Source organism: Cobetia crustatorum, from assembly GCF_000591415.1.
GTDB classification, from domain to species: Bacteria; Pseudomonadota; Gammaproteobacteria; order Pseudomonadales; family Halomonadaceae; genus Cobetia; species Cobetia crustatorum.
The window spans coordinates 1-24,283 of the sequence record NZ_JEMF01000036.1; the positions used below are offsets into that span (position 1 = coordinate 1).

At 57.9% G+C, this 24,283-nt stretch carries 23 protein-coding genes and 1 pseudogene; 10 read left to right on the top strand and 14 right to left on the bottom strand.

All coding sequences use genetic code 11. The features are described from left to right. On the top strand, positions 1-520 hold a 520-nt coding region (locus BF12_RS21655), incomplete at its 5' end, for a pilin (RefSeq protein ID WP_282705490.1). Positions 521-585: 65 nt separating this feature from the next. On the opposite strand, the gene BF12_RS0108720 is transcribed toward BF12_RS21655, so the two are convergent. From BF12_RS0108720 to BF12_RS0108745, 6 genes are all read right to left on the bottom strand, one after another. Next, positions 586-888 carry a hypothetical protein gene (locus BF12_RS0108720; protein ID WP_024951939.1) on the bottom strand — a complete coding sequence of 101 codons (303 nt, stop codon included), beginning with the start codon at positions 886-888 and terminating at the stop codon, positions 586-588. Between the two features lie 63 nt (positions 889-951). Continuing rightward, positions 952-2,244 (bottom strand): cation diffusion facilitator family transporter, encoded by a 1,293-nt coding sequence (locus tag BF12_RS0108725; protein ID WP_024951940.1) that lies wholly within the window; start codon positions 2,242-2,244, stop codon positions 952-954. A 123-nt stretch (positions 2,245-2,367) separates the two neighbouring features. After that, complete coding sequence (locus BF12_RS0108730) at positions 2,368-3,927, bottom strand: ABC transporter permease subunit (protein ID WP_024951941.1); 1,560 nt, start codon at positions 3,925-3,927, stop codon at positions 2,368-2,370. Continuing rightward, complete coding sequence (locus BF12_RS0108735) at positions 3,917-4,705, bottom strand: ATP-binding cassette domain-containing protein (RefSeq protein ID WP_084488045.1); 789 nt, start codon at positions 4,703-4,705, stop codon at positions 3,917-3,919. Before BF12_RS0108735 ends, BF12_RS0108730 begins: the two co-directional genes overlap by 11 nt. Positions 4,706-4,709: 4 nt before the next feature. Further along, positions 4,710-5,591, bottom strand: coding sequence for a putative selenate ABC transporter substrate-binding protein (locus BF12_RS0108740; RefSeq protein ID WP_024951943.1), 882 nt, complete (start codon positions 5,589-5,591; stop codon positions 4,710-4,712). 230 nt (positions 5,592-5,821) lie between these two features. Further along, positions 5,822-6,679: a MurR/RpiR family transcriptional regulator gene (locus tag BF12_RS0108745; RefSeq protein ID WP_024951944.1), complete on the bottom strand. Its 858-nt coding sequence runs from the start codon at positions 6,677-6,679 to the stop codon at positions 5,822-5,824. Positions 6,680-7,055: 376 nt separating this feature from the next. On the opposite strand from BF12_RS0108745, the gene zwf reads away from it, so the two are divergent. From zwf to BF12_RS0108760, 3 genes are read left to right on the top strand one after another with little or no spacing between them, the layout of a single operon-like run. Beyond that, on the top strand, positions 7,056-8,546 hold the full coding sequence (gene zwf, locus BF12_RS0108750; protein WP_024951945.1) for a glucose-6-phosphate dehydrogenase: 1,491 nt from the start codon (positions 7,056-7,058) through the stop codon (positions 8,544-8,546). A 1-nt stretch (position 8,547) separates the two neighbouring features. Then, positions 8,548-9,252, top strand: coding sequence for a 6-phosphogluconolactonase (gene pgl / locus BF12_RS0108755; RefSeq protein WP_024951946.1), 705 nt, complete (start codon positions 8,548-8,550; stop codon positions 9,250-9,252). A 49-nt stretch (positions 9,253-9,301) separates the two neighbouring features. After that, positions 9,302-9,964 (top strand): bifunctional 4-hydroxy-2-oxoglutarate aldolase/2-dehydro-3-deoxy-phosphogluconate aldolase, encoded by a 663-nt coding sequence (locus tag BF12_RS0108760; RefSeq protein ID WP_024951947.1) that lies wholly within the window; start codon positions 9,302-9,304, stop codon positions 9,962-9,964. 180 nt (positions 9,965-10,144) lie between these two features. On the opposite strand, the gene BF12_RS19390 is transcribed toward BF12_RS0108760, so the two are convergent. The 4 genes and pseudogenes from BF12_RS19390 to BF12_RS0108775 all read right to left on the bottom strand — a co-directional run bounded on the left by BF12_RS19390 (position 10,145) and on the right by BF12_RS0108775 (position 15,248). Further along, positions 10,145-11,182 carry a ketopantoate reductase family protein gene (locus tag BF12_RS19390; RefSeq protein WP_084488044.1) on the bottom strand — a complete coding sequence of 346 codons (1,038 nt, stop codon included), beginning with the start codon at positions 11,180-11,182 and terminating at the stop codon, positions 10,145-10,147. A 26-nt stretch (positions 11,183-11,208) separates the two neighbouring features. Next, entirely contained in the window at positions 11,209-11,550 is a 342-nt protein-coding gene (locus BF12_RS23390) for a hypothetical protein (RefSeq protein ID WP_345917387.1), read from the bottom strand. Positions 11,551-11,558: 8 nt separating this feature from the next. Continuing rightward, positions 11,559-13,285 (bottom strand): annotated as a pseudogene (locus BF12_RS19395) (DNA topoisomerase 3). 58 nt (positions 13,286-13,343) lie between these two features. After that, positions 13,344-15,248, bottom strand: coding sequence for a hypothetical protein (locus BF12_RS0108775; RefSeq protein WP_035159696.1), 1,905 nt, complete (start codon positions 15,246-15,248; stop codon positions 13,344-13,346). Between the two features lie 281 nt (positions 15,249-15,529). Here BF12_RS0108775 and BF12_RS0108780 point away from each other — a divergent pair, with 281 nt between their 5' ends. The 3 genes from BF12_RS0108780 to BF12_RS23400 all read left to right on the top strand — a co-directional run bounded on the left by BF12_RS0108780 (position 15,530) and on the right by BF12_RS23400 (position 18,435). Then, a complete protein-coding gene (locus tag BF12_RS0108780) occupies positions 15,530-16,489 on the top strand; it encodes a homocysteine S-methyltransferase family protein (RefSeq protein ID WP_248623652.1) in 960 nt (319 codons plus the stop codon). A 120-nt stretch (positions 16,490-16,609) separates the two neighbouring features. Beyond that, positions 16,610-17,806: an SEC-C metal-binding domain-containing protein gene (locus BF12_RS19400; RefSeq protein WP_345917389.1), complete on the top strand. Its 1,197-nt coding sequence runs from the start codon at positions 16,610-16,612 to the stop codon at positions 17,804-17,806. Further along, entirely contained in the window at positions 17,794-18,435 is a 642-nt protein-coding gene (locus BF12_RS23400; protein WP_345917390.1) for a hypothetical protein, read from the top strand. The genes BF12_RS19400 and BF12_RS23400 overlap by 13 nt, the downstream gene beginning before the upstream one ends. Before the next feature lie 235 nt (positions 18,436-18,670). Here BF12_RS23400 and BF12_RS19405 read toward each other — a convergent pair whose 3' ends face one another. Together BF12_RS19405 and BF12_RS22350 are read right to left on the bottom strand one after the other, a co-directional pair. Continuing rightward, a complete protein-coding gene (locus BF12_RS19405; protein ID WP_211242415.1) occupies positions 18,671-19,819 on the bottom strand; it encodes an AmpG family muropeptide MFS transporter in 1,149 nt (382 codons plus the stop codon). Next, positions 19,816-20,046 carry a hypothetical protein gene (locus tag BF12_RS22350; RefSeq protein WP_211242416.1) on the bottom strand — a complete coding sequence of 77 codons (231 nt, stop codon included), beginning with the start codon at positions 20,044-20,046 and terminating at the stop codon, positions 19,816-19,818. Before BF12_RS22350 ends, BF12_RS19405 begins: the two co-directional genes overlap by 4 nt. Before the next feature lie 80 nt (positions 20,047-20,126). Between BF12_RS22350 and rfaH the strand changes: the two genes are divergently transcribed. After that, a complete protein-coding gene (gene rfaH, locus BF12_RS0108795; RefSeq protein ID WP_024951951.1) occupies positions 20,127-20,654 on the top strand; it encodes a transcription/translation regulatory transformer protein RfaH in 528 nt (175 codons plus the stop codon). Between the two features lie 66 nt (positions 20,655-20,720). Further along, positions 20,721-21,227 (top strand): FKBP-type peptidyl-prolyl cis-trans isomerase, encoded by a 507-nt coding sequence (locus tag BF12_RS0108800; protein ID WP_024951952.1) that lies wholly within the window; start codon positions 20,721-20,723, stop codon positions 21,225-21,227. Between the two features lie 517 nt (positions 21,228-21,744). On the opposite strand, the gene BF12_RS23125 is transcribed toward BF12_RS0108800, so the two are convergent. Further along, a complete protein-coding gene (locus tag BF12_RS23125) occupies positions 21,745-22,149 on the bottom strand; it encodes a helix-hairpin-helix domain-containing protein (protein ID WP_024951954.1) in 405 nt (134 codons plus the stop codon). 278 nt (positions 22,150-22,427) lie between these two features. Between BF12_RS23125 and pyrF the strand changes: the two genes are divergently transcribed. Continuing rightward, positions 22,428-23,135: an orotidine-5'-phosphate decarboxylase gene (gene pyrF / locus BF12_RS0108815; RefSeq protein ID WP_024951955.1), complete on the top strand. Its 708-nt coding sequence runs from the start codon at positions 22,428-22,430 to the stop codon at positions 23,133-23,135. A 209-nt stretch (positions 23,136-23,344) separates the two neighbouring features. On the opposite strand, the gene BF12_RS0108820 is transcribed toward pyrF, so the two are convergent. Continuing rightward, positions 23,345-24,175 (bottom strand): SIMPL domain-containing protein, encoded by an 831-nt coding sequence (locus BF12_RS0108820; RefSeq protein WP_051510874.1) that lies wholly within the window; start codon positions 24,173-24,175, stop codon positions 23,345-23,347. Positions 24,176-24,283: the final 108 nt, after the last annotated feature.

Sequence of the window (24,283 nt, forward strand, 5' to 3'; positions counted from 1 at the left end):
GTGCACCGGCTGCTCGACGGTTATGGCGCTGAGCGCACGATTAATTTTGAATAGGCACTTACACATGACACGTAAGCAATCTGGTTTTACATTGATCGAGCTGATGATCGTTGTGGCGATTATCGGTATTCTGGCGGCAATTGCTATTCCGCGTTACCAAGATTATATTGCAAAATCTCAGGTAAGCCGCGCTTACTCTGAGGTAGCTACGTATAAAACTGCTGTTGAAGAGTCGTTGGTGCGTGGGGATGTTGCTATAACGAATGATGAACTAGGATATGTGCCTTCTAATATTACCACTGGCGTGATCGGAACTAATATAGCTACCTTTGTTGCTGCAGGAAGCGGTACTCTTGAAGTAACCTTGGGTAATGAAGCAGCACCTGTTGTTTCTGGTGCAATTATAACTCTAAGTCGCGATACCAGTGGTGTATGGACTTGTGGTATTGCTTCATCTGGAACTGATGGCTGGAAAGAAAGCTTCGTACCTGCTGGTTGTCAGGCAAATGCTGCCTCTTAGTAGATCTTCTTCAGGCAATAAAAAACCGCCCTACGGGGCGGTTTTTTATTGCAGCGAATAAACGATCAATAAAGCGCTTCTTCTTCCTCGACGACATCTTTAAGCAGCTCCAGGAACAGTTTGTCGGCATCGGAGTGCTCTGCCGGATCTTCCGGGATATGAATGCTGGTAGTGTCGGACACTTCGTTGGCGATGATGGCCAGCATCTGCGCTTCGCTTTGCCCCTGTTCTGCCCCTTCCTTGAGGCGCGCCCGCGCCACGATCAGCGACTGTTCGAGTATCTTCGGGTCTTGCAGCAGCTTGCGAATGAAGCCTTTCAGCTCACTGATGATACGTGTCTTGTGCATTTCGCCGGATGCATTGCTCATGGGCGTGCTCCTTGATGATCGAGTGTTGTCGTGACTGATATATGGTGCAGTGTAACGCAGACTCTAGCGTGTGGGAGTAGGCGAAATGACACTGAGCTCGAGGTTGCCTAGCCAGTTGATATCGTCGGTCAGGCGTTTCATTTCTGTGATCTCAGTGTTGCGTTTATTCGCATCTTGGTAACGTTCCGCGGTTGGTTCAAAGCAAGTTGCTGTTAGCTCCAGCAGGATATCCACATGTGGTGGCAGCGTGGTGGGCGAATCAGGCATGGATGACGCTGCTGGCTGCTGCTGATGTTGGAAATAATGTAGTGTCATGCCGCTACGCGCGTGCCACAGCGGTTGCAGCTGCCAGCGCTCATCCAGCATGGCGATAATCTCACTGCGCAACGGCAGTGGCTGGTGAGAGGGCGGATGAGGTGAGTCGGTCTGCGTCAAATGGGAGTCATCTTCCGGGTCGATGTGATAAAGCACATCACTGAGCTGAGGGAATTCTCGCTTGAGGCGTGCCACCGCATGGTGACCAATGGCGTGTCCTTCGGAGACGCTGATGCGTGATGCCACCAGCAAATGCACTTCCAATACGATACGTCCGGCGAGTGTTCTGCTACGCAAGTCATGTACACCACGAACTTCCGGCAGGGTGAGTAAGCACTCACGAATCTCGTGTTGTTGTTCACGCGGCAGCGCGGTATCGATCAGCTCACGTGAGGCCTCCCAGGCCAGTGACACGCCAATCTTGCCCACCATCACGCCGACCACGATGGCTGCGATACCGTCCAGCCAGCCGGCACCCAGCTGCGTGCCAATCAGGCCCACGAGTACCGCGACGGTGGAAAGTGCATCACTACGCGAGTGCCAGGCATTGGCTTCCAATAGTTTGGACTTCTGGCGATGGGCGACCTTGAGCGTGGCGCGAAAGATCCATTCCTTGCCGATCAGCGAGATGACGGCAATGCCGATGCCCAGTACGCCCGGCAGCGGGGCTGTCAGCGTGCCGAATATCAGTGCCCAGCTACGCAGAATCCCTTCCCAGCCAATCGCGCCGGCGACGGCCAATAATAGGCTGCCGAGCACCAGGGTGCCGAGTGTCTCAATGCGCTCATGCCCCCACGGATGCGAGTGGTCTGGCGCTTGACGGCCGTAGTGAGTGGCCACCAACACGAAGGCGTCTGTCACCAGGTCCGATAGTGAATGAATGCCATCGGCGATCAACGCCTGCGAGCCGACCATCTTGCCGATGATCAGTTTGGCGACTCCCAATATGCCATCCAGCACCGCTCCGATGAGTGTGATGCGCTGGGCTTCACGCTTGGCGCTGGCCTTGAGTGCCGAATCTGTTTGAGTCGAAGAGGGCATGTCGGTACTCGCAATCAAAGGCGGGTATGCAGGCTTCGGTGCCAGGTGTTTTTCTGCGGCACAAAAGTGAGTGTTGACTTACGTGGTATCGCTTTTCATGCGCCATGCTGTCGAGTCTGAGCCCTAGCGGACACAGCTGTCTTCCGAGATGTCACTCTTCGGACGTAGGCGGCGCGCGAGGCTATCCACGGCAATATTGAGTATTGCGGTTAACAGCAGCAGCGCAAATGCCTGATCGAACATCATGTACTCGAAGCTCGAATCAATATGGAAGCCCAGCGTTGCCACACCAAGCATGCCGAGTATCGCCGTCTCGCGGATAATGGTTTCGGCGCGGTAGAACAGCAGCGCGAACATGCCCGGCGCGACGCGTGGGTTGAGTTCGTACAGCCAGCACTCCAGACGTCCTTGCGGCTTGCTGAGAGGCAGCTGAATCTGATTGGCATGACGTGCGCACAGGAAGGCGATGATGGCCCCGTTATGCAGTGACAAAGCCAGCCAGGCGGGCAGCAGAGATGGCCCAAGCAGCAGCAGCAGGATAAAGGCGAGCATCAGCTCTGGCGTGGTGCGCAGGAAGATCAGCAGGCCGCCAGTGGTGCGTTGGGTGAGCCGATTGCCGACATGACGGCTGGCCAGTGGCCACAGCGCCATGGCGACCAGCAGGCTGCCGGCCGTGCCCAGCAGGCCTAGCAGTAGCGTATTGCCGAGCGCTGGCAGCAAGTGCGGGAGCTGCCCAGCCCACTGGAGCATGCCTGAGAACAGTTCCCCGGAGACGACCGTCTCCAGAGAGGCGTTGACGAGCGGTGCCGGCCAGATGTCGTGGCTGACAAAGCGCCACAGGAGCGCGGGATTGACGTTGGGCCACGGCCCTAGCCACCACAGGCTTGCGATAGCCAGCACCGGCAATAGGCGACGATGACCCCACCACGGCAGCGTGGCAATCAGTAGATAGAAGATCCACAGCAGTGCACCGGCCTCATGATAGCGTCCTTCACGAAAGGCGCTTTCCAGATAGAAGCCCAGTGTCGGCAGGCCAACGAAGCCCAGCAATACGCTGGCGCGCAGCGCGCACTCAAAGCGATAGCGGGTGTAGCTGGCCAGTCGCGGCCACGCCATCGGTAGCTCGGCATAGACGAAGCGCATCAGGCGTGAGGTGGCTGCAGGCAGTGCCTTGATCGGCGCCTGGGGTAGCTGTTCGAGTATCTCGGCGTAGACCTTGGCGAACGTCGCTGCGTAGGGAATCGTGATCGCAGCCAACGCCGTGACGGCGGAAAGGCCGAAGACCTGCAGCAGCAATAGCGCCCAGAACAGCTCATGTATGGCTCGCAGGCCCGCACATGCGCCGCGCAGCAGCCGTGAGCGTGAGTAGACCAGTGCCAATGGCAGGCCGAGCAGCGCGCCCAGCAAGGTGCCCCACAGCGCGAAAGACACCGTTAGTATCAGAGCATGCAGTGGCGATTCCAGCAGGCTGGGTGAGGGAGACACCAACCCCGCCAACATGCGGAGTAGCTCCTGCCACGGGTCACGTGAGGTAATCGAAAGATCGCCGAACGGGGCTAACACCAGCATGGCCAGAATCAGCCCCGCGCCTAGCCGCAGTAAGCGCATACCTTCGCTGCGTGCCTTCCACCAAGGCGGTGGTTTGGATACGACAGGCGTAGCAGGGGAGATATCAGTGAGCATTGCGATGTTCTTGAGACACGTCTTGCTGAGCGAACTTCTCGCCAGTTGACTCGTCGGGGGAGTGCGGGCCGGCACTGGATGCAGCGGGATACAGGCAGTCGAGATCCTGCAGTGTCAGCCCGTCGGTCGAGATATCGAGCAGTACCGCGCCATGGCCTTCGCTGTTCTTGCCAAGGCCAATGACGCGCGTGAAGTGAGTGAGCGCCAACTCACGCTGATGCAGCGCAACGATGCTAGTGAGATGCAGAGAGTGAATCAGCTGAATTAACTCACTGGCTTGATGCTGGTCGACACTGGCGACAGGCTCGTCGCCCAGAAAGAGCGGATGTCCCTGATAGAGGGCGCGCGCAATGGCGACGCGCTGCCGCTGGCCGCCGGAGAGTGCTTCTACTGAGCGCTCCATCAGCGATGCAATCCCTAGTGGCTCGCACAGCGTCGCTACCGTTTGCCAATGAGCAGGCTTCGGGCGCAGTAGATTAAGCAGATTGGTCAGTCGCGAGTGCTGGTCCAATCTGCCCATGAAAATATTGTGATAGACAGATAGTTGCGGTACCAAGCCTTGACGCTGAGGGCACCAGGCAGCAGGCACGTGAGCCACGTGCAATGCGCTACGCAGCGCCTCAAGTAGCGTCGATTTCCCGGCGCCGCTCGCGCCTAGCAACGCGATACGTTCGCCTTGATGAAGACGAACGTCGACGTCACGCAACACGATCTCGTCACCATGACCGAGATTGTGTTGCGTGAGATGTAGCAGAGGGAGAGGTGATACTTGCGTCATGAGCTCAGCGCAGCAATCCGAGCTGCTCACCTACGGCCTTGATGGGGGCGTAGTCATCATTGCTGGCGGGGATGAAGCCCGAGCGCGGGAAGCTTTCCAGCAGGTCAGGGTCTTTCATGTCCAGCAACGCTTTGGTGACGTGTGCAGTGAACTCCGAGCCAAAACGACTATCTACATCACCGCGCAGTGTCCACTGGTAGTCCGGATAGCTTGGTGTCTGCCACAGTATCTGAACTTTGGCCGGATCGACCTTGCCATCCTTGACCGCTGCATCCCATACCGCAAAGTTGACAGCGCCGACGTCGTAGGTGCCAGCAGCCACGAGTGCGATGGTACGTGAGTGATCACCTGAGAAGCCTACACGTGAGAACAATTTTTCCGGGGCTTCCTGGAATTGTTCGCGCAGATAATATTCCGGCATCAGACGGCCAGATGTGGATGTCTTGGCGCCGAAGGTGAAGGTATGTCCTTCAATGGACTCAGGTAGGGCGTCGAGCGGTTCAGAGGCGTCACCGGCCAGCTTCAGATCACGACGGGCGATGAAGTAGCTGCGGAAGGCGGCATCTTCAGTGCCTTGGGCGATCGCGATGGAGCCCGGTACTAGCTGGCGTGCTTGAACGCCGGTCAGGCCACCGAACCATGCCATCTGAATCTGATCATTGCGGAAGGCACTGACCGCCGCGCTGTAGGACTTGACCGGCACGTATTCAACCTCAACACCGAGCTTCTCGGCCAGATAGTCCGCCACCTTGTCGAAGCGTTCCACCAGGCGCGACTCATCTTCGTCCGGAATGGCCGTGAACTTGAAGGTGTCGGCCTGCGCCTGACTGATATTCATGGGAAGTGTGGAAAACAGGGTCAAAGCAGCAATGGCCAGCCAGCGCATGGAGACATCCTCGGAATTCACGACAATAGACGCCATGCAGCCCGTGCCGCATGGAAGGTTTATGGCGCGTATTGTTGTGCCTTGTCTGCGTTGGTGCAAGCTCGGAGCAGTACTGAAGGATCACTCAAGGCCATGACAATGGTTGGCAGTGTGATTTGTCTGTGAAATTGGCATGCATGTCGATGCCATTTTGAGAGCGTGAACGACTGCCGGCACCGCTGATATATTGCTCACGATTCCAGAGGAAAACGCGTGTCCTTGAGGCTGTCCTTGATCTTCTTGAGATGATGCTGGAAGTCCTCGCCGCGTCGCAGCGTCACGCCGGTCGCCAGTACATCGATCAACGCCAGATGAATCATGCGCGAGGTCATTGGCATATAGATATCGGTATCTTCTGGTGCCAGTACTTCCAATACCTCGGTGCATTCGCGGGCCAGTGGAGAGTTCGGAGCCGTAATGCCGAGCACGGCAGCACCGTTGCCACGTGCTAATTTAGCGATATCGACCAGTTCACGGGTACGGCCGGTGTAGGAGATGATTACGATGACATCACCGGTATGGCAGGCGGCCGCTACCATGCGCTGCATCAGTACGTCTTCATAGGCCATGACAGGCAGATTGAAGCGAAAGAACTTGTGCTGGGCATCTGCCGCAACAGGGCCAGAGGCCCCCAGGCCAAAGAAGCAGATCTGCTTGGCTTGGCTGAGATAGTCGACTGCACGTTCGATACGTTTGGGATCGAGCGCGCGGCGAGCATCATCGAGTGCGGCGACTGTTGCGCCGAGAATCTTGTCGCCATAGGCCTCGGCGTCATCGTTCTGCTCGACACTGCGCGACACATAGGGCGTGCCGCCAGCCAAGCTCTGGGCCAGTTTTATCTTGAAGTCCGGGAAGCCCTTGGCGTCGAAGTTGCGGCAAAAGCGGTTGACGGTCGGCTCGCTGACCAGAGAGGCCTGGGCGAGCGCCGCAATGCTCATGCCTGTGGCCGCTGATGGATCCGCCAGAATGACGTCGGCGACCTTTCGCTCGGAGCGGTTGAGCTCGTCGAGACGTTCACGGATGCGGTTGATGAGGTCGTGTACAGCCATTCGCCTGTTACCCTGCCATTGTGTAGTGAAATAACTACGTAATCTGGGCATCCTAGCCTCACTCGTCAGGTAGGCCAAGTATCTCTTGGATGCAGGCAGTGACGAGATGGATGCGAAACCGGCGTTTCCTACCACTTTTAGGTAAGTTTACCTACTTGTGAGGCGATTTGTCTTGAGGAGGCGCCGCGTTCTCGCTACATTTGTTGTTAATATAACCAGCCATGTATCGCCAACGCCGTTCTGGCGTCCTGTGTCATTCGAAGCCATTCCTGCGACTACTGCTACTGTAGCCGCAACGAATTTCTTCATGAATAACACACGACCTCTCCGGTTCAGCTCGGCATGCAGGGCAGATTCGACGGGAGAAATCGGCGGCATGAGTTCCGACATCATTCCGGGCGTGGATATTGCCCTGTTCGGCGCCTTGGGCGACCTCGCCAAGCGCAAGCTATATCCAGCCCTATATCACCTCGATCGCGATGGCTTGCTCGACAAGTCAACGCGTCTTATTGGCCTTGCGCGACAGGACATCAGTCTCGATTCCTTCAAGGAAACCGTGGAGGCTGCGCTCAAGGAGCGCGTCAAGCCGGAACACCTGGAAAAGGACGCAGTGGCGCGTTTCATCGCCCGTATTGGCTACGCTGCGCTAGATTTCGGCACGGTTGAAGGCTACTCCGCGATTGTCGATTGGCGGGTGGATGCCAAGGGCAAGTCCTCACCGCGGCCGCTGTTGATCTATCTCTCTGTACCGTCACGTATTTACGGCGATATCAGCAGCAATCTGCAGGCATCTGGCTGCTTGGATGAGCAATCACGCGTCGTGGTCGAGAAGCCGATTGGTTCTGATCTAGAGAGCTCCGGCGCCGTCAATGACGCCATCGGTGCCGTGTTTGCCGAATCGCAGATCTATCGTATCGATCACTACCTGGGCAAGGAAACGGTTCAGAATTTGATCGCGCTGCGCTTTGCCAACCCGATGTTCGGTAATCAGTGGAATCAGAATCAGATCTCCCACGTCGAAATTACCGTCGCGGAGAAGGTCGGGATTGAAGGTCGTTGGGGTTACTTTGACCAGGCTGGCCAGCTGCGTGACATGGTGCAGAATCACCTGCTGCAGCTGCTGTGCTTGATCGCGATGGACCCGCCATCCAGTCTCGATGCTGATGCTATCCGTGATGAAAAGGTCAAGGTGCTCAAGGCATTACGTCCGATTACTGGCGAGCGTCTGAACACTGATCTCGTGCGCGGCCAGTACATTACTGGTGCCGTCGATGGCCAGCGTGTACCGGGATATCTGGAGGAGGAGGGGGCTAATACCGAATCGTCGACCGAGACTTTCGTGGCCTTCAAGACCGAAGTCTCCAACTGGCGTTGGGCAGGGGTGCCGTTCTATCTGCGCACCGGTAAGCGCATGCCGGAGAAGATGTCGCAAATCGTCATCCACTTCCGCCAGCAGCCGCACTATATTTTCGATCCGGACCAGCGCTCACTGGCATCCAACAAGCTGATCATCCGCTTGCAGCCGCATGAAGGTATCTCCCTGCAGGTGCTGACCAAGGATCCCGGTCTCGACAAGGGCATGCGCCTGCGTCCAGGGCCGTTGGATCTCGACTTCAACAATGCCTTCCCCAAGCGTCGAATTCCGGAAGCTTACGAACGTTTGCTACTTGAGGTCATCAAGGGCCAGCAGTATCTGTTCGTCCGTCGTGATGAAATTGAACACGCATGGCGTTGGGTTGACACCCTCATCGACGGTTGGGAATCACGTGCTGCGGCGCCGAGTCGCTATCCAGCGGGCTCTTGGGGGCCAGTGTCCTCTATCGCGATGATTACCCGTGATGGTCGTAGCTGGTATGAGGAGTATTGAGATGGCTTCTGCGATAACCCCGTCTCCTCTTGCGAGCGACCCACGACAGCAAACTGCTGAGGCGCTGGCTGAGTATCTGGCTGCGGCACTGACCACAGACCTCGCGGCTGACCCTGCTGCACGTGCGCTGTTGGTCGTGTCGGGTGGCTCCACGCCAAAGCCGTTATTTGCCGCATTGTGCGACAAGCCGCTGGACTGGTCGCGAGTGGATATCACGCTGGCTGATGAACGCTGGGTGAGCGAAGACGCGAGTGATAGCAATGCGCGCTTCGTACGTGAGCACTTGCTAACGGGTGCCGCGAGTGCAGCAACTTTCTATCCGCTGACCAATGGTGAGGCCGAGCCTGAAGCGGGTTGCGCAGAAGTGAGTGCTCGCATTGCAGCGCTGTCGTGGCCAGCCAGTGCACTGATTCTTGGCATGGGTGGCGATGGTCATACGGCATCGCTATTCCCTGACGGGGATCGGCTCGAAGAGGCGCTGGAAAGTCAGGAGTGCTGCGTGCCAATGCGTGCCCCTAGCGTGTCGCAGCCACGTATTACGCTGAGCCTCGCACGCCTGCGCCAAACCCGCCGTACCGTGTTGCATCTTACGGGCACCGACAAACAGGACGTGCTGTCACGCGCGTTGGGTAATATCGAAGCAGTTAGTGAGCTGCCGATTCGGGCCTTCCTGTCTGCGCCGTTGGCGCTGTATTGGGCCCCCTGATCATATCTGCCGCTGCCATCCATGCACGCCGCGGCACAAGGAGAACGCCATGAGCTTTGAAAAACAGCTTCCGTCGACCCGTACGACCGAGATCGACAGCATCTGCCAGAAGGCCTCTGTGCTGCCGGTCATCGCCATCGAGCGCATTGAAGACGCCGTGCCGCTGGGCAAGGCTCTTTACGAAGGCGGTCTGACCGTCCTCGAAGTCACTCTGCGTACCGATTGCGCTCTGGAAGCGATTCGTCGCATGCGTGAAGCGTTACCGAATGCCAGCATCGGGGCAGGTACCGTGCTGACGCCGGAGCAGTATCGTCAGGTCGAAGAGCTGGGTGTCGACTTCATCGTCACTCCAGGCACTACCGAGGCGCTCTATCAGTACGGCGTGACCAGCAGCGTTCCCATGTTGCCGGGTGTGGCGACCGTGTCCGAGCTGATGACGGGCTGGCAGTACGGCTATCGCCGCTTCAAGTTCTTCCCGGCAGAGGCCGCGGGTGGCGTCAATGCCATCAAATCTTTCGGTGGCCCGATCAGTGAAGCACGCTTCTGCCCGACAGGCGGCATTACGCTCAATAATGCGGCTGATTATCTGGCGCTCAAGAACGTGATGTGTGTCGGTGGTAGCTGGGTCGCCCCGCAGAAGTTGATCGACGCGGGTGACTGGGATGGCATTCGTGAGCTGGCGCGTGAAGCGTCCGAGCGTTTCCATCACTAAGCGCTGCTTGCCAGGCTTTTATTGATGATGTGAAGAATATTGGTTGTCCGCCGGCTCATGACAGCGTGCAGTGGCGGGCAACAAATACTGCTCTCTCGACAGCTTGACTGTTGTTTTGTGACCCGTCTCTCGCGAGGCGGGTCTTTTTTCGTCTCTGAAGCATGCTGTGGTGGCAAGTGATCAGCTCAGATCGCGATATAGCTGATCCAGCAGCGGTATCTGCAGGCCATGTTGGGCGGCTGTCGAGCGTAGCGGGCCGAGAATTGCCACTATCTCGGTTGGTCGGTCGGCCAATACATCCTGCAGCATTGAGGCGCGATTGTTTGCGGTGGTGCGAATCACGTCATCAATCAATGCTTGCCATCCTTGGGGTGGCGCCGAGACCTGCTTGGCGTTCAGTACGGCGCTTATTTCACTGACGGCCTGTCGCACCATCAAAGAGAAGGGGCGATCACGTAGTTGGCCATTACGAATCCGAAAGCGTGCCACGAGAGGGTTGATCGCCGCATTGACGGCCAGCTTGTGCCACAGACGTTCCTGCATGTTATCTGCAGCCTTACTACTGAATCCCGCTCTCGTCAGCCAGTCGACCTGTTGATGAGCATTGGCGGTGGAGGCGGCTGATGTCATTCCAGTCGCAGCCCACGGGCCGAGCCAGGTCTGACCATGTGCGGCGTGTTGTATCGGGAATACCTGAGTGGAGTGTGACTCAGGTAGCCAGGCACCTTCGGTGGTACTGGCGCATAGCAGGCCAGAATGATGCTCGGCGAACCAGGGTTGTGCGCTCAAGCCATTCTGCCAGCAGGTGATGGGTGTGCTGGGGGAGATATGCTGTTGCAGTGTTGCCCAGACATCTTCCACTCCGTGTGCCTTTGTAGTTATCCAAATCGCTAAAGGAATCTCTCTTGGCGGATTTTTCATGCTATCTATTTTTTCATACATTATCTTTTGGATAACAATGTCGCCTGATGGCGCTATCATCTCTATTGATATTTCTTGGGTTGATAGCGCTCGTCTCCCGATCAGCAGAATGTCGGGGAGCGACGACTTCCCCTGAGATGCGAGTTCATCAGCGCGAGCACTCGCAAGACGTGCTGCCAGCAAGCGCCCGATGGCCCCGGGGCCGATAATCCACAAGCGGTTGCCCCGAAAATTCACCGTTTCAGTAGAGTGGCGGCGACTAGACGCCTTCGTATTGGATGGGAGGAGTGTTGCCATGTGCGAGATCTCGAGAGAGCGTTATATCAGCTGCTGCCTTTGCGTCGCGAAGCGGCCGGTTTTTTACGTGCGGCCGTACCACCACTGCCACGAGCAGTAGTGGCGCCGCTTGATTTACGCCGTGTGGTCTTGCCTTTTCCCTGGCTGCTACGCCGTGACCCGCCTGTCTTGCGCGCGTCTGGTGTAGCACCCCCGACACTCGCCAGGGCAGCGCTCAGACGGCTGGCAGAGCTATCGGCCAACAAAGCGCGCAGATCGACTATCAGCTCACTCAGGAAGGGGGCTGCCGAGTCACCCTGTTCATAGATCATGTTCAGGCGCTGCTCCCACAGCGCGGTGCGCTCAGGGCGTGAGACAGCCTGAGGCAAAGCGCGAATCAGGCGCGACCAATACGCGTCGAGCGCATCGCCTGTCCTTCGCGTACCAGGTAGCCGCGATTGATCAACGTCTCCAACATGCCTGCGCGGGTGGCTTCGGTACCGAGTCCATCGACGTCACGCAATGTGCGGCGTACCGCCTCGTCCTCGACATAACGGGCAATGTTCATCATCGCCTGAATCAGGCTGGCATCATTGAAGGGCTCGGGTGGACGGGTTTCCTTCTGCTCGATTCCGCAGTCGATGACACGGGCGCCTCTCCCGGCTCCAGCGCTGGTAATGGCGTCGGCGGAGGCGTGTCCTGAGACTTCTTGTCGGGCTTGTCATCCGCACCACTTGCGCGCTGAAACAACAGCTTCCAGCCTTCATCAATGAGCGTACGCCCACTGGTGCGGAACGGCTCACCGGCAAAGGTGAGCTCGACCTTGACCTCGCGATAGCGGTGCGGAGGGTAAAACTGCGCCAGCACATTGCGCGTAATCATGCGGTAGAGGTTGGCTTCATCACGATTCAGGCGTGCATAGTCCGGCTCACGTCCAGTGGGGGCCAGTGCATGGTGAGCGCTGACCTTGCTGTCATTGAAAGCGCGGGAGCGCAGGCTGAAGTCTGCGCCCCCACTGAAGCGTTCGAGCTCGTCATCACCACTGCAGGCCGTGATCATGATATTGGCCATGCCAGCGTGATGCTCGCGTGGCAGATAACGACAGTCGGAACGCGGATAGGTGATCAGCTGATGACGCTCATAGAGCGCCTGACAGGTATCGAGCACCTTTTGCGCCGGCAGACGAAAGCGGCGTGAGGCATCCACCTGCAGCGCCGAAAGAGAATAGGGCAGCGGGGCGGGTTGTGACTTGTCACTGGCCTCAACGCTTTCAACATGACCATCACCGAGGGTGGTCAGAGTGGCGAGATGCCTCGCGAGACGTTCGGCGGGTCGGCTATCCAGCAGGCGTCCCTTGTCGTCCAATGGCAGCGTCGTGCCCTTGGCGGCGAGGCGCGCCAGCCAAGGTGAGCCGGCGGCATGCCACCAGGCTTTCAGGCTACCGGCTGCCACACCGGCTTCGATCCACAGCGGGAAGAAAGCACGTGGCTCGAAGTTCTCGATTTCCTCGTCGCGGCGCACCACCAGCCCCAGCAGCGGTGTCTGCACGCGGCCAACGGATAGCACGCCATCATGACCGGCCTGACGCCCCGTCAGTGTCCAGGCGCGGGTCAGATTCATGCCGTACAGCCAATCAGCCCGCTGGCGAGCGAGTGCCGCCTCATACAGCGGCTGCCAACGCTGATTGTCTTCGAGCTTGTTGAGTGCGCGGGTGACGGCAGGGCGGTTCATGTCGCTGATCAGCAGACGCTTGACCGGGCCGCGCCAGCGCATGTGCTCTAGTACTTCTTGCACCAGTAGCTGACCTTCTCGATCTGGATCGCCAGCATGTACGACTTCGCTTGCCAGCTTGAGTTGCTCGCGGATGACCTTGAGCTGGCCGCGTGCCTGACTGCGTGGCTTGAGCTTCCATTTGTCGGGAACGATCGGCAAATGTTCCAGTGACCAACGCTTGAAGCGTTCGTCATAGTCATCCGGTGGGGCCTGCTCCAGCAGGTGGCCAATGCACCAGGTAACGCGGATGTCTCCGGCCTCGATATAGCCGTCGCGCTTGGCGCTGCGGCCGGGTAGCGCATCGGCAATGGCACGGGCAAGACTGGGCTTTTCGGCGATGATCAGACGCATCGGTCATCCTGAGGCTGCATGGTGATTCATACAGTATGCCGTTGGCGGCGCGCGGGGATCAATCGTCGTCGAGGGAGCGACGGGCCTGTACCAGCGCGCGATACCAGTCACGGTTGGCGGTCTGGATCATTGCCGGGCGATTGGATAGATAGCTGATCGGGTGGTGATCAGCCGGTTGGTAGTTACTGAGCATGTTGAGCGTCGCTTCGCGAGCACCGAAGGTGTCACGCAGAAATTCAATGGCTCGTGGCTCCAGTTCGACGCGATAGTGGCGCACGAGTGCAATGGCCAGCGACTCGGCGGTGCGCGACAGGTCATCATCAATCTCGCGCACCATGGCGCTACCCAGTGCTGCCTTGGCAGCGGCCGACTGATTGGGTTCCAGTTGGCCGAAGTAGGCAGCATTGGAGCCATTGATGGCGCGCTGTACCGCAGGGCGTGACAGGTGTATGTGAGGCTCAAGCGCCAGTGCTATCTCGATGGCCATCGCCTTGGCCTTGTCGACACCAACGCGCAGTACCGTCTCGCGGGCCTGATAGGCAATTTCGCTATCGACGCGCTTGATACGACTCTCTTCAAGATGATCAGCGATGTGCTTACAGACCTCTGCCTTGGCCTCATCGTCCAACGCGATGGTCTTTTCCTGAATGCGCAAACCGCGCCGGCCAGGCCCGACGCGTAGCCGCGTGGCGCCATCCGACATCTGAGAGGTGATGTTCTCCCAGCGCTTGGACATCTTGAGGAAGACAGCATGGCTACGCCCGACCTGATCGTAAGCGTTGGTCACTGTCTTGTAGAGGCGGATGGCATTGGTGAGGATGTCGGCACGAGCGCGCAATACGGTGCGGTGCTCGCGGTCGCCTTCGCCCACGGCGATGGCCAGATGGGTCACTTGCTCGGCGAGTGCATCCATGGCTTGAGTCGAGCGTTGTAGCAGTACTTCGGCACGCAGGCCCGAAGCGGCATCTTCTACCAGCGTGCCGGACTCAGCCAGATAGATGGTCAGTGCCTTGAGGCGTGATAGCCCTGTGGCCTGACGAATGCGGTAGCGAGAGCGGGCATGCTCGAGGTTATCCAGCGTCCGGGCCAGTTTCCAGCGACCGCGATATTCAAAGTTGAGTAGCGGAATCTTGCGACCGCTGATCAGCTCGAAGGCCAGAATCAACATCTCTTCCACATCCTGCAGCGTCATCAGCAGATCGTTGTCCTGCTCGATGGCCGCCAGCACTCGCTCGATGAAGTTCTCGTCGCGTGGTACGCCCTTGTGCAGATCAGGCGCACGGCCTTCAAAGCGCTCACGCAGCAAGCCGATCGCTTCTGGTGCCAGCTCTGATAGCTCATTGAACTGCGGATCAAGCCATTCACGGTTCAGGCTGTTGATATCGCGGATACGCGCATGCAGGCCGATACGACGATAGACATCAATCTGACTGATGATGCGTGCAGCATCGCGGTCATCCAGTAGCTCTAGTGCCGCAAGCTCAACGCCTTCGGGGGCGAGATCCTGTTTGCGTAGCAGCATGGCGGCTGCCTCACGGCGGCGAGCATCACCCTCGAGACTCTCGACAATCAGATTGCGCGTCGCGAGGATCAGCTCTGGCACGGTATCGATCACGCGCTCGATCTTGGCCTCGGTACGGTCATAGCGGCGCGAACTGGTCAGGTTGTGGGCGATGTTGGCGATAATCCCCGCCACGCCGGTGATCACCGTGTAGGAAATGAAGAATATGTAGTTTTCGAAGGTGGGCTCTTTGCCATAACCGAGCAAATAACCGCCCCAAGCACCCAGCAGAGTGACAGGACCTGCCGTCCACAAGATCTGCGTCAAGCTGACCGACCACGGCACACGCTCTACCGCCTGAGTAATGCGGCGAATCTCGTCGCGGCCCTCGCGCTCAAGACGCACCTGTGGGGCATCATTGGCGTTATTGACGCGAGGACGAAAAGGACTCGGCAACAGCAAGGTGGGCTTCCTTGATCAGGGCGGGGCGCGTGGGGAGGAGCATCAACGGGACACTACATCATTGACGTCAAGATCGTCGGCAAGATTGCCGATGACATCGTCGATAAGGCCGTCATACGAAAGGCGATGCTAACAGTAGCATTGGCCGACCTTTTGGCTCCAGTGAACTGCGGGCCGAAGGTGTATTGCACATGCTAGAATTCTGGCCCTTGACTGGCCGCAAGACCAAGACTGACAAGCCATCGTTATCCTATATGTCATCAAAGACCTCAGGAGGTTGTGTGGAACGTGTAGAAGGCACTGAGGTTGGAGTGGAAACCGTCACAAAGTCTGGAGCGGTCGTATTGCTGGATGGCGGAATGGGCCAAGAGCTGATTAGACGCAGCGGATGCACACCGACACCGTTGTGGTCGACCCAGGTAATGTTGGATCAGCCCGAGCTGGTGCGTGATCTGCATCTTGATTTCATTCGTGCGGGTGCGCGTGTCATCACGCTCAATACCTACACCGCCACACCGCAGCGTCTTGAGTTGGCGGGTGCAGGGGACTCCATCGAGAGGGTGCACGCAGCGGCTACCCAGGCTGCGCGTGACGCGATAGCACTGAGCGGTGAAACAGGCATCAAGGTAGCGGGTTGTTTACCGCCGCTGGTGGCAACCTATCGCCCGGATGTCGCGCCGGATTATGCCGTATCGCTGGCAAGTTATCGCATGTTGGTCGCGCTGCAGGCACCGCATGTCGATGTCTTGCTGTGCGAGGCGATGTCCTCGTGCAATGAGGCCCGCGCTGCTGCTACGGCTGCACTGGAGAGCGAGCTGCCGGTATGGGTCGCGCTGACCGTCAAGGATGATCAGCCGTCCACTCTGCGCAGTGGCGAGCCGCTGGCGGAGGCCATCACGCTGTTGGAGTCGCTGGGTGTATCGGCCATCTTGCTCAATTGCAGTGCGCCGGAAGCCATTGGAGGCAGTGTGTCGACTCTGCTCGCCAGCACGCTACCGACGGGTGCCTATGCCAACGGCTTCACCTCCGTTGCCGCCTTGCAGCCAGGCGGGACTGTCAGTGAACTCAAGGCCCGCCAGGATTTGGGGCCAGAGCAATATGCGACGCTGGCGCTTGGCTGGATAAAGGCCGGTATCAGCATCGTCGGCGGCTGTTGCGAAGTCGGGCCAGCCCATATTGCTTGTCTTGCAGAGCGCTTGAAAGCTGCCGGTTATTCGCTCGAATCGAGTCTGGCGAAGTAGCATTGTCCCGTCGACAGATGAGGGGCAGAAGCCGTCATGATAGACTTCGCCTCCTGATTCGCAGGGCCCTGACGGGCGTTGTGCCTTTAGTCCTGTGAAACGTGTTTTTTTGGAGATGCCATGCTTGCTGAGTGGGTCGAACGGCTCTTGAGTTACGCCAGTGGTGCGCTGGAAGCCATCCGCGCAGACGAAACCTTTCCCGCCTTCATGCAGTGGGCACATGCCGAGGGCGTGAATTATGTCGGCGGGGATGAAGCGCTCGCCGTGGCGTTGGCGCCAGTACTGTGGAGTCAGACACCGCTGGTGCGCCTGAATTTTGCGCGCGAGTCGCTGGCGCCACCGAATCGCAATGAGCCTTGCTGGTGTGACTCCGGTCGCAAGTACAAGCAGTGCTGCGACAAGGTTCAGTTGCCGCCGATCCCGGACCACCTGATGTGGATGCTGTCGCTGCGCGAGTTCAAGGGCGAGCAACTCAAGGCAGCGCTGGCTTCCGCTCTGGCACCGGCGCAAGCACTGCTTGAGGCGGGCTTGATCAGCGCCGAGGCAGGCAGTCGTGGTCGTGCTCAGCAGATCATGGAGTCACTGTTTGATACTAGTGACTGGTCGCGTCTGCCTGAGCAGGCTGAGCCCGGTTTTGAGTTGCTGTTGGATCTCTATCAGGAGCGTGGTTTCACGCGCAAGAAAGCGTTGCTGCTGGATGAGGTGCTCGAACGTGGCCCTGCATTCCTGCGTGGCGTCGCGCTGGAGCATCAGTGCCTGCTGCACCTCGACAGTGATGATCTCGGCTCAGCACGGGCAGCGTTCATTCGTGCCCAGCAGACACTGCCGGATTCTCCGACGCTGGCCTATATCGAAGCCATGTTGCTGCTGCACGAAGGCCAGCCGGAAGAAGCGCAGGATCGCGCTCGCTTCTGGTGGCGGCGTCTGGCCAAACAGAAAGACATCGAGCCCGGACAGCTGGAATTTCTGGCAGACCTGGCCGAGAACCCGCGCGCGACGCTAGCTGAGCAGATGGTCAATTCCGATGAGTCACTCTCGGACTCACTGGCCTCGCTACAGGCGTTGTTTGAGGTGCTGACACGCCCGCCACGTCTGGCGCTCGAAACACAGGAGGATGGCAGCCTGCTGTTTGGTCAGAATGCTGAACAGGCTGTGACATTGGGCCTGTGGGAAGCCGTATTCCCGGCGCGTATCGAAGAAGAGGCGGCACTGGCACTCGATATCGACCCGTGGGAAACGCAGGACCCGAACGATTGGCTTCAGCAGCTTTGTGCCTGTCCGGAATGGCTTGATACGCCTGCGGTGTGCCAAGGCTGATACTGGCACTGGCGAGCCGCTTCGGCAGCTTGCCGTGGATGTCTGATGCCTTCTTCGTGCCGCTGGCGGAGCGCTTTGGCTACTGGCTTGATCAGATCGAAGAGGCGGGTGGCCTGCTGCGCTGGGAGGATGGCGACAATGCCCAGCTGCTGCGCTGTGGTCTGGGACTGGTCATCGGCATGGAGCGTGGCGAGCGTGAACGTTCGCGTCAGCTGGCGGAACGTCTGCTCAAGCTCGATGAAGAAGACAGTCTCGGGCTGCGGGAGCTGGTGCTCGATCAGCTGCTGCGCGAAGGACGCAACGATGAAGCCGTCGTGCTGGCGGAGCATGACCTCGAGCGACGCACCGCCGATGAAGAGATGCCGCTGCTGGGTATCCTGATGGGGAAAGTGCTGGCGCTCTATCGTCTGGAGCGACAGACCGATGCTCAAGAGGCGCTCGTGATTGTGCGCGAAGCCAATGCGCACCTGATCAATCTGCTGCTGGCAGAAAATCCGCGCCCAGTGAGCCTGGTTGTGGATGCACCGGAACCTGGTTCACGTGGTGAGGCTTGGCAGTATCGGACACTGATGCGTGATCAATGGAAGCGCAGTGCAGGTGCACTCGAATGGCTAGCCAAGCATCGTTAGATAAGCACCGTTATAGTCACTCGGTGCTTTGCAGAAGAAAGCGATGTCTTGTAGAAGACGCAAAAAACCCGCAGTGCCCAGGCACTGCGGGGTTTTTTATGGTGAATGCTCTTGTATTGAATCTGACTCGACGCTGAATAGCGTTGACGCGCTCCGGCCTATCTTTGGGGAGGGCGTGATGAACCTGGACACCCCCCGAGGAGTTCCTTTGGTCGGCATACCTCCAGTGACTCAATCACTCTGCCGGTATGGCTGGCGACTTATGAGGGGTGGCCAGCATCGCCCCCCAGTGACGGAAGCGTAGCAGCAGCAGTAGGCCCGGGATGGCGGCAAGGGTACAGATCCAGAAGAAACTGTCCCAGCCAGCTGCCTCGGCAAGGTAGCCGGAAGGAGCAGCGATCACGACTCTTGGCAAGCCCATGATTGAGGACAGCATGGCGTACTGACCCGCGGTAAAGCGCTTGTCGGTCAGGGCGCCCATGAAGGCGATGAAGGCGGCACTGCCCATGCCAGCTGCCAGATTCTCGAACGCTACTACACCCGCAAGCCAGGGGAGGGAGTCTCCGACATGGTGAAGCCACACGAAGCCTGCGGTCGAGATCATCTGCAATAGCCCGAACCACCATAGCGCCCGGTAGATACCGATGCGCATGATCATCAGACCGCCAAAGAAGGTGCCTGCCAGTAATGGCCATAGGCCGAACAACTTTACGGTGGTACCGATCTGGGCGTTGGTGAAGCCGATATCCTTGTAGAAAGGCGTGGTCAGGTTGCCCGCAACGGAGTCGCCAAGCTTGTAGAGCAAGATGAACAGTAACAGCCAGATGGCACCATCGCGCTTCATGAAGTGGCGGATGGGGTCCCACAGGATTTCATGCAAGTGGTGGGCGCGCGGTGCTGCATGGGCCTTGGGCTCAGGGGCGAGCAGAGTGACCAGCATGCAGGCACCGAGCGCGCCAGCCATGATCAGGTAGGTGATGCGGAAGCCGATCAGGTCCGCCAGCACCAGGCCGCCCGCCGAGGCTAGCAGCATGCCGATTCGGTAGCCGTAGACATAGAAGCTGGAGCCGAGGCCTAGTTCATGATCCGGCAGGTGCTCACGACGGTAGGCATCGATCACGATATCCTGTGTGGCACTGAAGAAGCTGACCGCTAGTGCGATGGCACCCATGGTCAGTGGTGCCATGTGCGGATCTTGCAGCGCGAGCAGCGCAATCAGCGCTGTCAGCGCCAGCTGAGCGATCATCAGCCAGCCGCGCCGTCGTCCCAGGACAGGCGGCATGATGCGGTCCAGCAGCGGAGCCCACAGGAATTTGAGTGTATAGGGGAGTCCGACCAGCGCCAGCAGCCCGACTGCATCCAGCGCCACGCCGGCATCGGTCATCCAGCCTGAAGCACGCTACCGGTCAGCAGTAGCGGCAGGCCAGAAGCGAAGCCCATCAGGAACGTGATACCATGACGACCAGCGAGTAAGCGTAAATCCTTTGAAGTCAAAGCCTTGCCTGTCCTTGCCGAGAGTGTGACCGCACATGCCACCCGCGATGTTTCGATGAAGTGATCGCGTGTGCCTTCAGTTGCCGGATTGTCGCACTGCCTGTCTGCAAGAGCCATGTATTGTCCTGCATGGAGGCAGAAGAGCAGACTGATCCCCAGGATGAATTCATGAGACAGGCAGGCAATGAGAGATCATCATGAGTGAAGCCCGAGATGCCGCCAAGGCGCGCTGGTACCTTATTCAGTGCAAGGGTGGAGAGTCCTTTCGTGCTGCCGAAAACCTGACTAACCAAGGTTTTCATGTTTTCCATCCTTTGCTTGAGGTGGAGAAGAAGCGGGGTAGCAAGCTGCGCTGGGTCGAAGAGCCCCTATTTCCCTATTACCTGTTCATTCGACTGGACCAGGTCGATGATAACTGGCGCCCCATTCGCTCTACGCGAGGCGTGCTCAAGCTTGTCAGTTTCGGCACTACCCCGACAGCGGTGTCCACCTTGCTAGTCGAGGCACTAATGGCCAGTGGTGAGTCTCGCAAAGGCCAACCCGCGGAGAATGTCTATTTCCGTGCTGGTGAGCAGGTTGAGATCATTGATGGACCGCTCACCTCACTTAGCGGTGTCTTTGAAAGCAGCAAGGGTGATGAGCGTGTCATCGTGCTGCTCAACTTGATCAATCAGCAGCAGCGCATCGAACTTTCCAGTCGTCAGTTACGCCGTAGTGAACACTGACATTTGTTAAGTACTATCCCTTCTGAGTCTCATCATTTTCAGCCACATGACGTGAGTGGAGTCCCCATGATCATTTCTCCGCAGCAGGTGGTCAGCCTGCATTACACCTTGCGTACCGATGACGGTGCCACTCTGGATAGCTCTCTTGACCGTGAGCCGATGGATTATCTGCACGGTCACGACAATATTCTGGCGGCATTGGAAGGTGCGCTGGAAGGTTGTGAGGTCGGCGCCCAACGCGTTGTCTCTTTGACGCCTGCCGAAGGTTTCGGTGAGCGTGATGAAGCGCTCGTCCAGTATTTCGGGCGCGATGCCTTTGGCCCTGGCGAGATTGAGGCAGGTATGCGCTTTCAAGCCCGTACGCCCGAGGGGCAGCGCTCAGTGACGGTACTTGAGGTGGGTGAGCAGCAGGTCAAGGTTGATGCTAACCACCCACTGGCGGGCCAAGCGCTGGTTTGGGATGTGGAAATACTCGATATTCGCGCTGCCACGCGTGCGGAGCTGTCAGCAGGCCACCCGCTGGGGCTCGAGGTCAGCCATACTGAGGTCGAGGACAAGAAGGTTCGTCGCTGAGAGCTTGATGCATGGTGGTAAAACGAGTGTTGTGCAAATAGATTGCCAGTAAAAAAGAAGGCGCTCGACAATGGTCGAGGCGCCTTCTTTTTTACTGGTGGTATGCCTTCTGTAATGACGTAGCGTCCATAGGGATAAAAATTGATATGGATCATGACTGTGCGTGTGGGCGAAGCACTGCATGATGTGGCTTGATACAGATCACCTTTCTTATTCAGATGTTGCGATATTCTATTGTCATCAGGAAAGGCATCAACGAGTCAGAATGTGTCGATCGCAGACAGAGGTTGGCATTGAAGGACACCTCTTGGGGAAGAGGCAGGCCAAGGATGGCCTATCTGTCAGAGTCTGACATTTTCAGGTGTCAGTCTTACCGTCAGGGGAAGGGGGAAACCCCATTGGCCGGCCTTCTGGTCGGCTTTTTTAGTGGTGTGTCATTTCAGAATTCAAGGCAGATCAATTTCTTGTCATGAAGACGCCACAGCATTAGCTGTGGCGTCTTGTGTCGGTATTATCATCAGCTTTCGTTTGCCACTACCTTGGTGAGAGCCTCAGAGGTAGCCGCCTGTTGATCCGTTGTCTTGCTCATTGTCGTGGATGGTATCGCAGCAGTTGATGCATTGGCTGATGAAGCCTTGGTCGCTTTGCCCAGCGTCAGAGTGGTGTCCATGCGCTGTAGCGTATTGGTGCTGATACCTTTGACATCCGCCAGTTGCTCTACCGTAGTGAAAGGCCCATTGGCTTCCCTCCAGGCCACGATAGCCGCGGCCTTCTTGTCGCCTATCCCCTTGAGCTGAACGAGTTGCTCAAGATTCGCCGTATTGATGTTCAACTCTGCCGCTTGGCTGAGTGAAGAGAACGCCATCAGGCTGCTACGACAAGTGTTCCGAGTACAGTTTTCATGATCGAATCCTTTGGTCATGATGTGGTGGTCTTGGAGGTAGAGTGCTCGGGCTGACCACCTGTCGCCCAGTGCGAGAATTACTGTGGCTGAAGGATGAGATTTGTAGTTATTTAGAATTAAACGATTACTCACTCTTCCACGCTTTTCGGCCATCAACGCAGAAAAGCACTAGTGCAGGTAGCGAGCTGATTCGTTTCATCTTTCTGTAGGCATACAGGTGAAGAGGGGAGCGCTATAATGCTGCCCCGAGCCCATGACCCTCTGTCATTGCGCCTTGTCTCACGCCCGGAGCCCGGATGCCTGTCACGACTTCACCCCTGATCATCGCCCTTGATTACCCTGACCTCGCTTCGGCGATGGCCATGGCGGACCAACTCGATCCGGCACGTTGCCGTGTCAAGGTCGGCAAGGAACTGTTCACGCGTGTTGGGCCGGATATCCTCACGGCACTGCACCAGCGTGGCTTCGAGATATTTCTCGATCTCAAGTTTCATGATATTCCCAACACGACTGCTCAGGCCGTGCTGGCAGCTGCTGAGCATGGCGTGTGGATGACCAACGTACATGCAGCTGGTGGCGCACGGATGATGGAAGCTGCCGCCAAGGCGTTGACCGCACGCAACTTGAAGACGCAGCTGATCGCCGTGACCGTGTTGACCAGCATGGAGCAGCAGGACTTGGCGGATGTGGGGTTGGATGTGACACCGCTTGAGCAGGTTGAGCGCTTGGCGACACTCGCCCAGCAGAGCGGAATGCACGGTGTAGTGTGCTCGGCACGTGAAACACCGAGTCTCAAGGCCTTGTGTGGTCCGGACTTTCTCAAGGTGACGCCGGGTATTCGTCCGAGCTTTGCGCAGGTGGGTGATCAACGTCGCACCATGACACCTGGTGAAGCGATGGCCGCTGGCAGCACGCACCTGGTGATCGGTCGTCCTGTCACTCAGGCTGATGAGCCGATGATGGCGCTGTCCGCTATCGAGCGAGAGTTGGGTGGCCTGGCTTGAGCATGCACTGCTGAACTTGGGCTGCTGAACTTGGGCTGCTGAACCTGAGTCGCTGAGCTTGGAATGAAAAACGCCAGCCGCATGATGAGCGGCTGGCGTTTTGTACATCAGAGGGCTGTCAGATAACTTCCGGCGGAGCTCAGTTAGTAGAGCTCAGTTAGTAGAGATCAGTTAGTAGAGCTCAGTTAGTAGAGCTCAGTTAGTAGAGATCAGTTGGCAGAGTCTAGTGTCCAGCTGACCTGCACATTGCTCTCCAGGCTCAGTTCACCGGGGCGATATTCGCTGCCACTGCTCTTGGCTTCTGCCATGTCAGCACGCATGGCCATCATCGGCGGGCGCGAGTTGTTGGAAGACTCGTTGATCGACTGTACCGCTCCCAACGTGGCACCCAGTGTCTGTGCCATCAATTCAGCCTTGTGGCGTGCGTTCAGAAGCGCTTCCTTGAGTACCTTGTCTTCCAGGGCATCACGATCGCTGAGCTGGTATTGCACACCGGCAAGCTGATTGACGCCTGCCCCCAGCAATAGATCAATGACCTCGGGCACCTGATTGAGGTCCGTCAGTGAAATACTGATCGGGCGCTCAAGATGTGTGCGCTGCCACTGCTGCGGGTCCTGATTGTTGTCGTTACGCTGATAGTACTGCTCAGGCCGCAGGTTCAGGCTGCCGGCACTGATCTGACGACTATCGATACCCGCCTTTTCAAGCGCTTTGATCAATGTCGCCATCCGTGTCTCCAGTGTTTCGCGCGCCTGACGAGCGGCTTCACCTTGTGCCTTGCTGTCCGGCGCCTTGTCGTCCACCTTGCGAGCGGGTGTCTTTTCCCACAGGCGTGCCTCGATACTGGCCTTGTCGGGGGCCGCTTCGACACTTGCGCTGGCACTGACATTGACCAGTGCGGGTGCTGGGGTCTGATTAGCATGAGCAGTGCCAAGTGCACTCAGGGCCGTGAGTGTCATGCCAAGACTGAGTGCCAAGGTTTTACGGCTGATACGCACGGGGCGAGCGGCGGGCAATAGGGTAGACATGATATTCAACATGGAAGCTCCTTGGATTCATGAGCCTGGGCTCGGGCTAGTGGCGAAGGTGCCGGAGAAAAGATAAAAGTACCGCGCATCACCTGATGTCATATTCATGGAGAGGGAGCC

Excerpts from the sequence above, each read along its gene's own strand:
- BF12_RS0108720 (WP_024951939.1), bottom strand. The coding sequence starts at position 888 with ATGAGCAATGCATCCGGCGAAATGCACAAGACACGTATCATCAGTGAG.
- BF12_RS0108725 (WP_024951940.1), bottom strand. The coding sequence starts at position 2,244 with ATGCCCTCTTCGACTCAAACAGATTCGGCACTCAAGGCCAGCGCCAAG.
- BF12_RS0108730 (WP_024951941.1), bottom strand. The coding sequence starts at position 3,927 with ATGCTCACTGATATCTCCCCTGCTACGCCTGTCGTATCCAAACCACCG.
- BF12_RS0108735 (WP_084488045.1), bottom strand. The coding sequence starts at position 4,705 with ATGACGCAAGTATCACCTCTCCCTCTGCTACATCTCACGCAACACAAT.
- BF12_RS0108740 (WP_024951943.1), bottom strand. The coding sequence starts at position 5,591 with ATGCGCTGGCTGGCCATTGCTGCTTTGACCCTGTTTTCCACACTTCCC.
- BF12_RS0108745 (WP_024951944.1), bottom strand. The coding sequence starts at position 6,679 with ATGGCTGTACACGACCTCATCAACCGCATCCGTGAACGTCTCGACGAG.
- zwf (WP_024951945.1), top strand. The coding sequence starts at position 7,056 with ATGAGTTCCGACATCATTCCGGGCGTGGATATTGCCCTGTTCGGCGCC.
- pgl (WP_024951946.1), top strand. The coding sequence starts at position 8,548 with ATGGCTTCTGCGATAACCCCGTCTCCTCTTGCGAGCGACCCACGACAG.
- BF12_RS0108760 (WP_024951947.1), top strand. The coding sequence starts at position 9,302 with ATGAGCTTTGAAAAACAGCTTCCGTCGACCCGTACGACCGAGATCGAC.
- BF12_RS19390 (WP_084488044.1), bottom strand. The coding sequence starts at position 11,182 with ATGGCAACACTCCTCCCATCCAATACGAAGGCGTCTAGTCGCCGCCAC.
- BF12_RS19400 (WP_345917389.1), top strand. The coding sequence starts at position 16,610 with ATGCTTGCTGAGTGGGTCGAACGGCTCTTGAGTTACGCCAGTGGTGCG.
- BF12_RS19405 (WP_211242415.1), bottom strand. The coding sequence starts at position 19,819 with ATGACCGATGCCGGCGTGGCGCTGGATGCAGTCGGGCTGCTGGCGCTG.
- BF12_RS22350 (WP_211242416.1), bottom strand. The coding sequence starts at position 20,046 with ATGGCTCTTGCAGACAGGCAGTGCGACAATCCGGCAACTGAAGGCACA.
- rfaH (WP_024951951.1), top strand. The coding sequence starts at position 20,127 with ATGAGTGAAGCCCGAGATGCCGCCAAGGCGCGCTGGTACCTTATTCAG.
- BF12_RS0108800 (WP_024951952.1), top strand. The coding sequence starts at position 20,721 with ATGATCATTTCTCCGCAGCAGGTGGTCAGCCTGCATTACACCTTGCGT.
- BF12_RS23125 (WP_024951954.1), bottom strand. The coding sequence starts at position 22,149 with ATGACCAAAGGATTCGATCATGAAAACTGTACTCGGAACACTTGTCGT.
- pyrF (WP_024951955.1), top strand. The coding sequence starts at position 22,428 with ATGCCTGTCACGACTTCACCCCTGATCATCGCCCTTGATTACCCTGAC.
- BF12_RS0108820 (WP_051510874.1), bottom strand. The coding sequence starts at position 24,175 with ATGTTGAATATCATGTCTACCCTATTGCCCGCCGCTCGCCCCGTGCGT.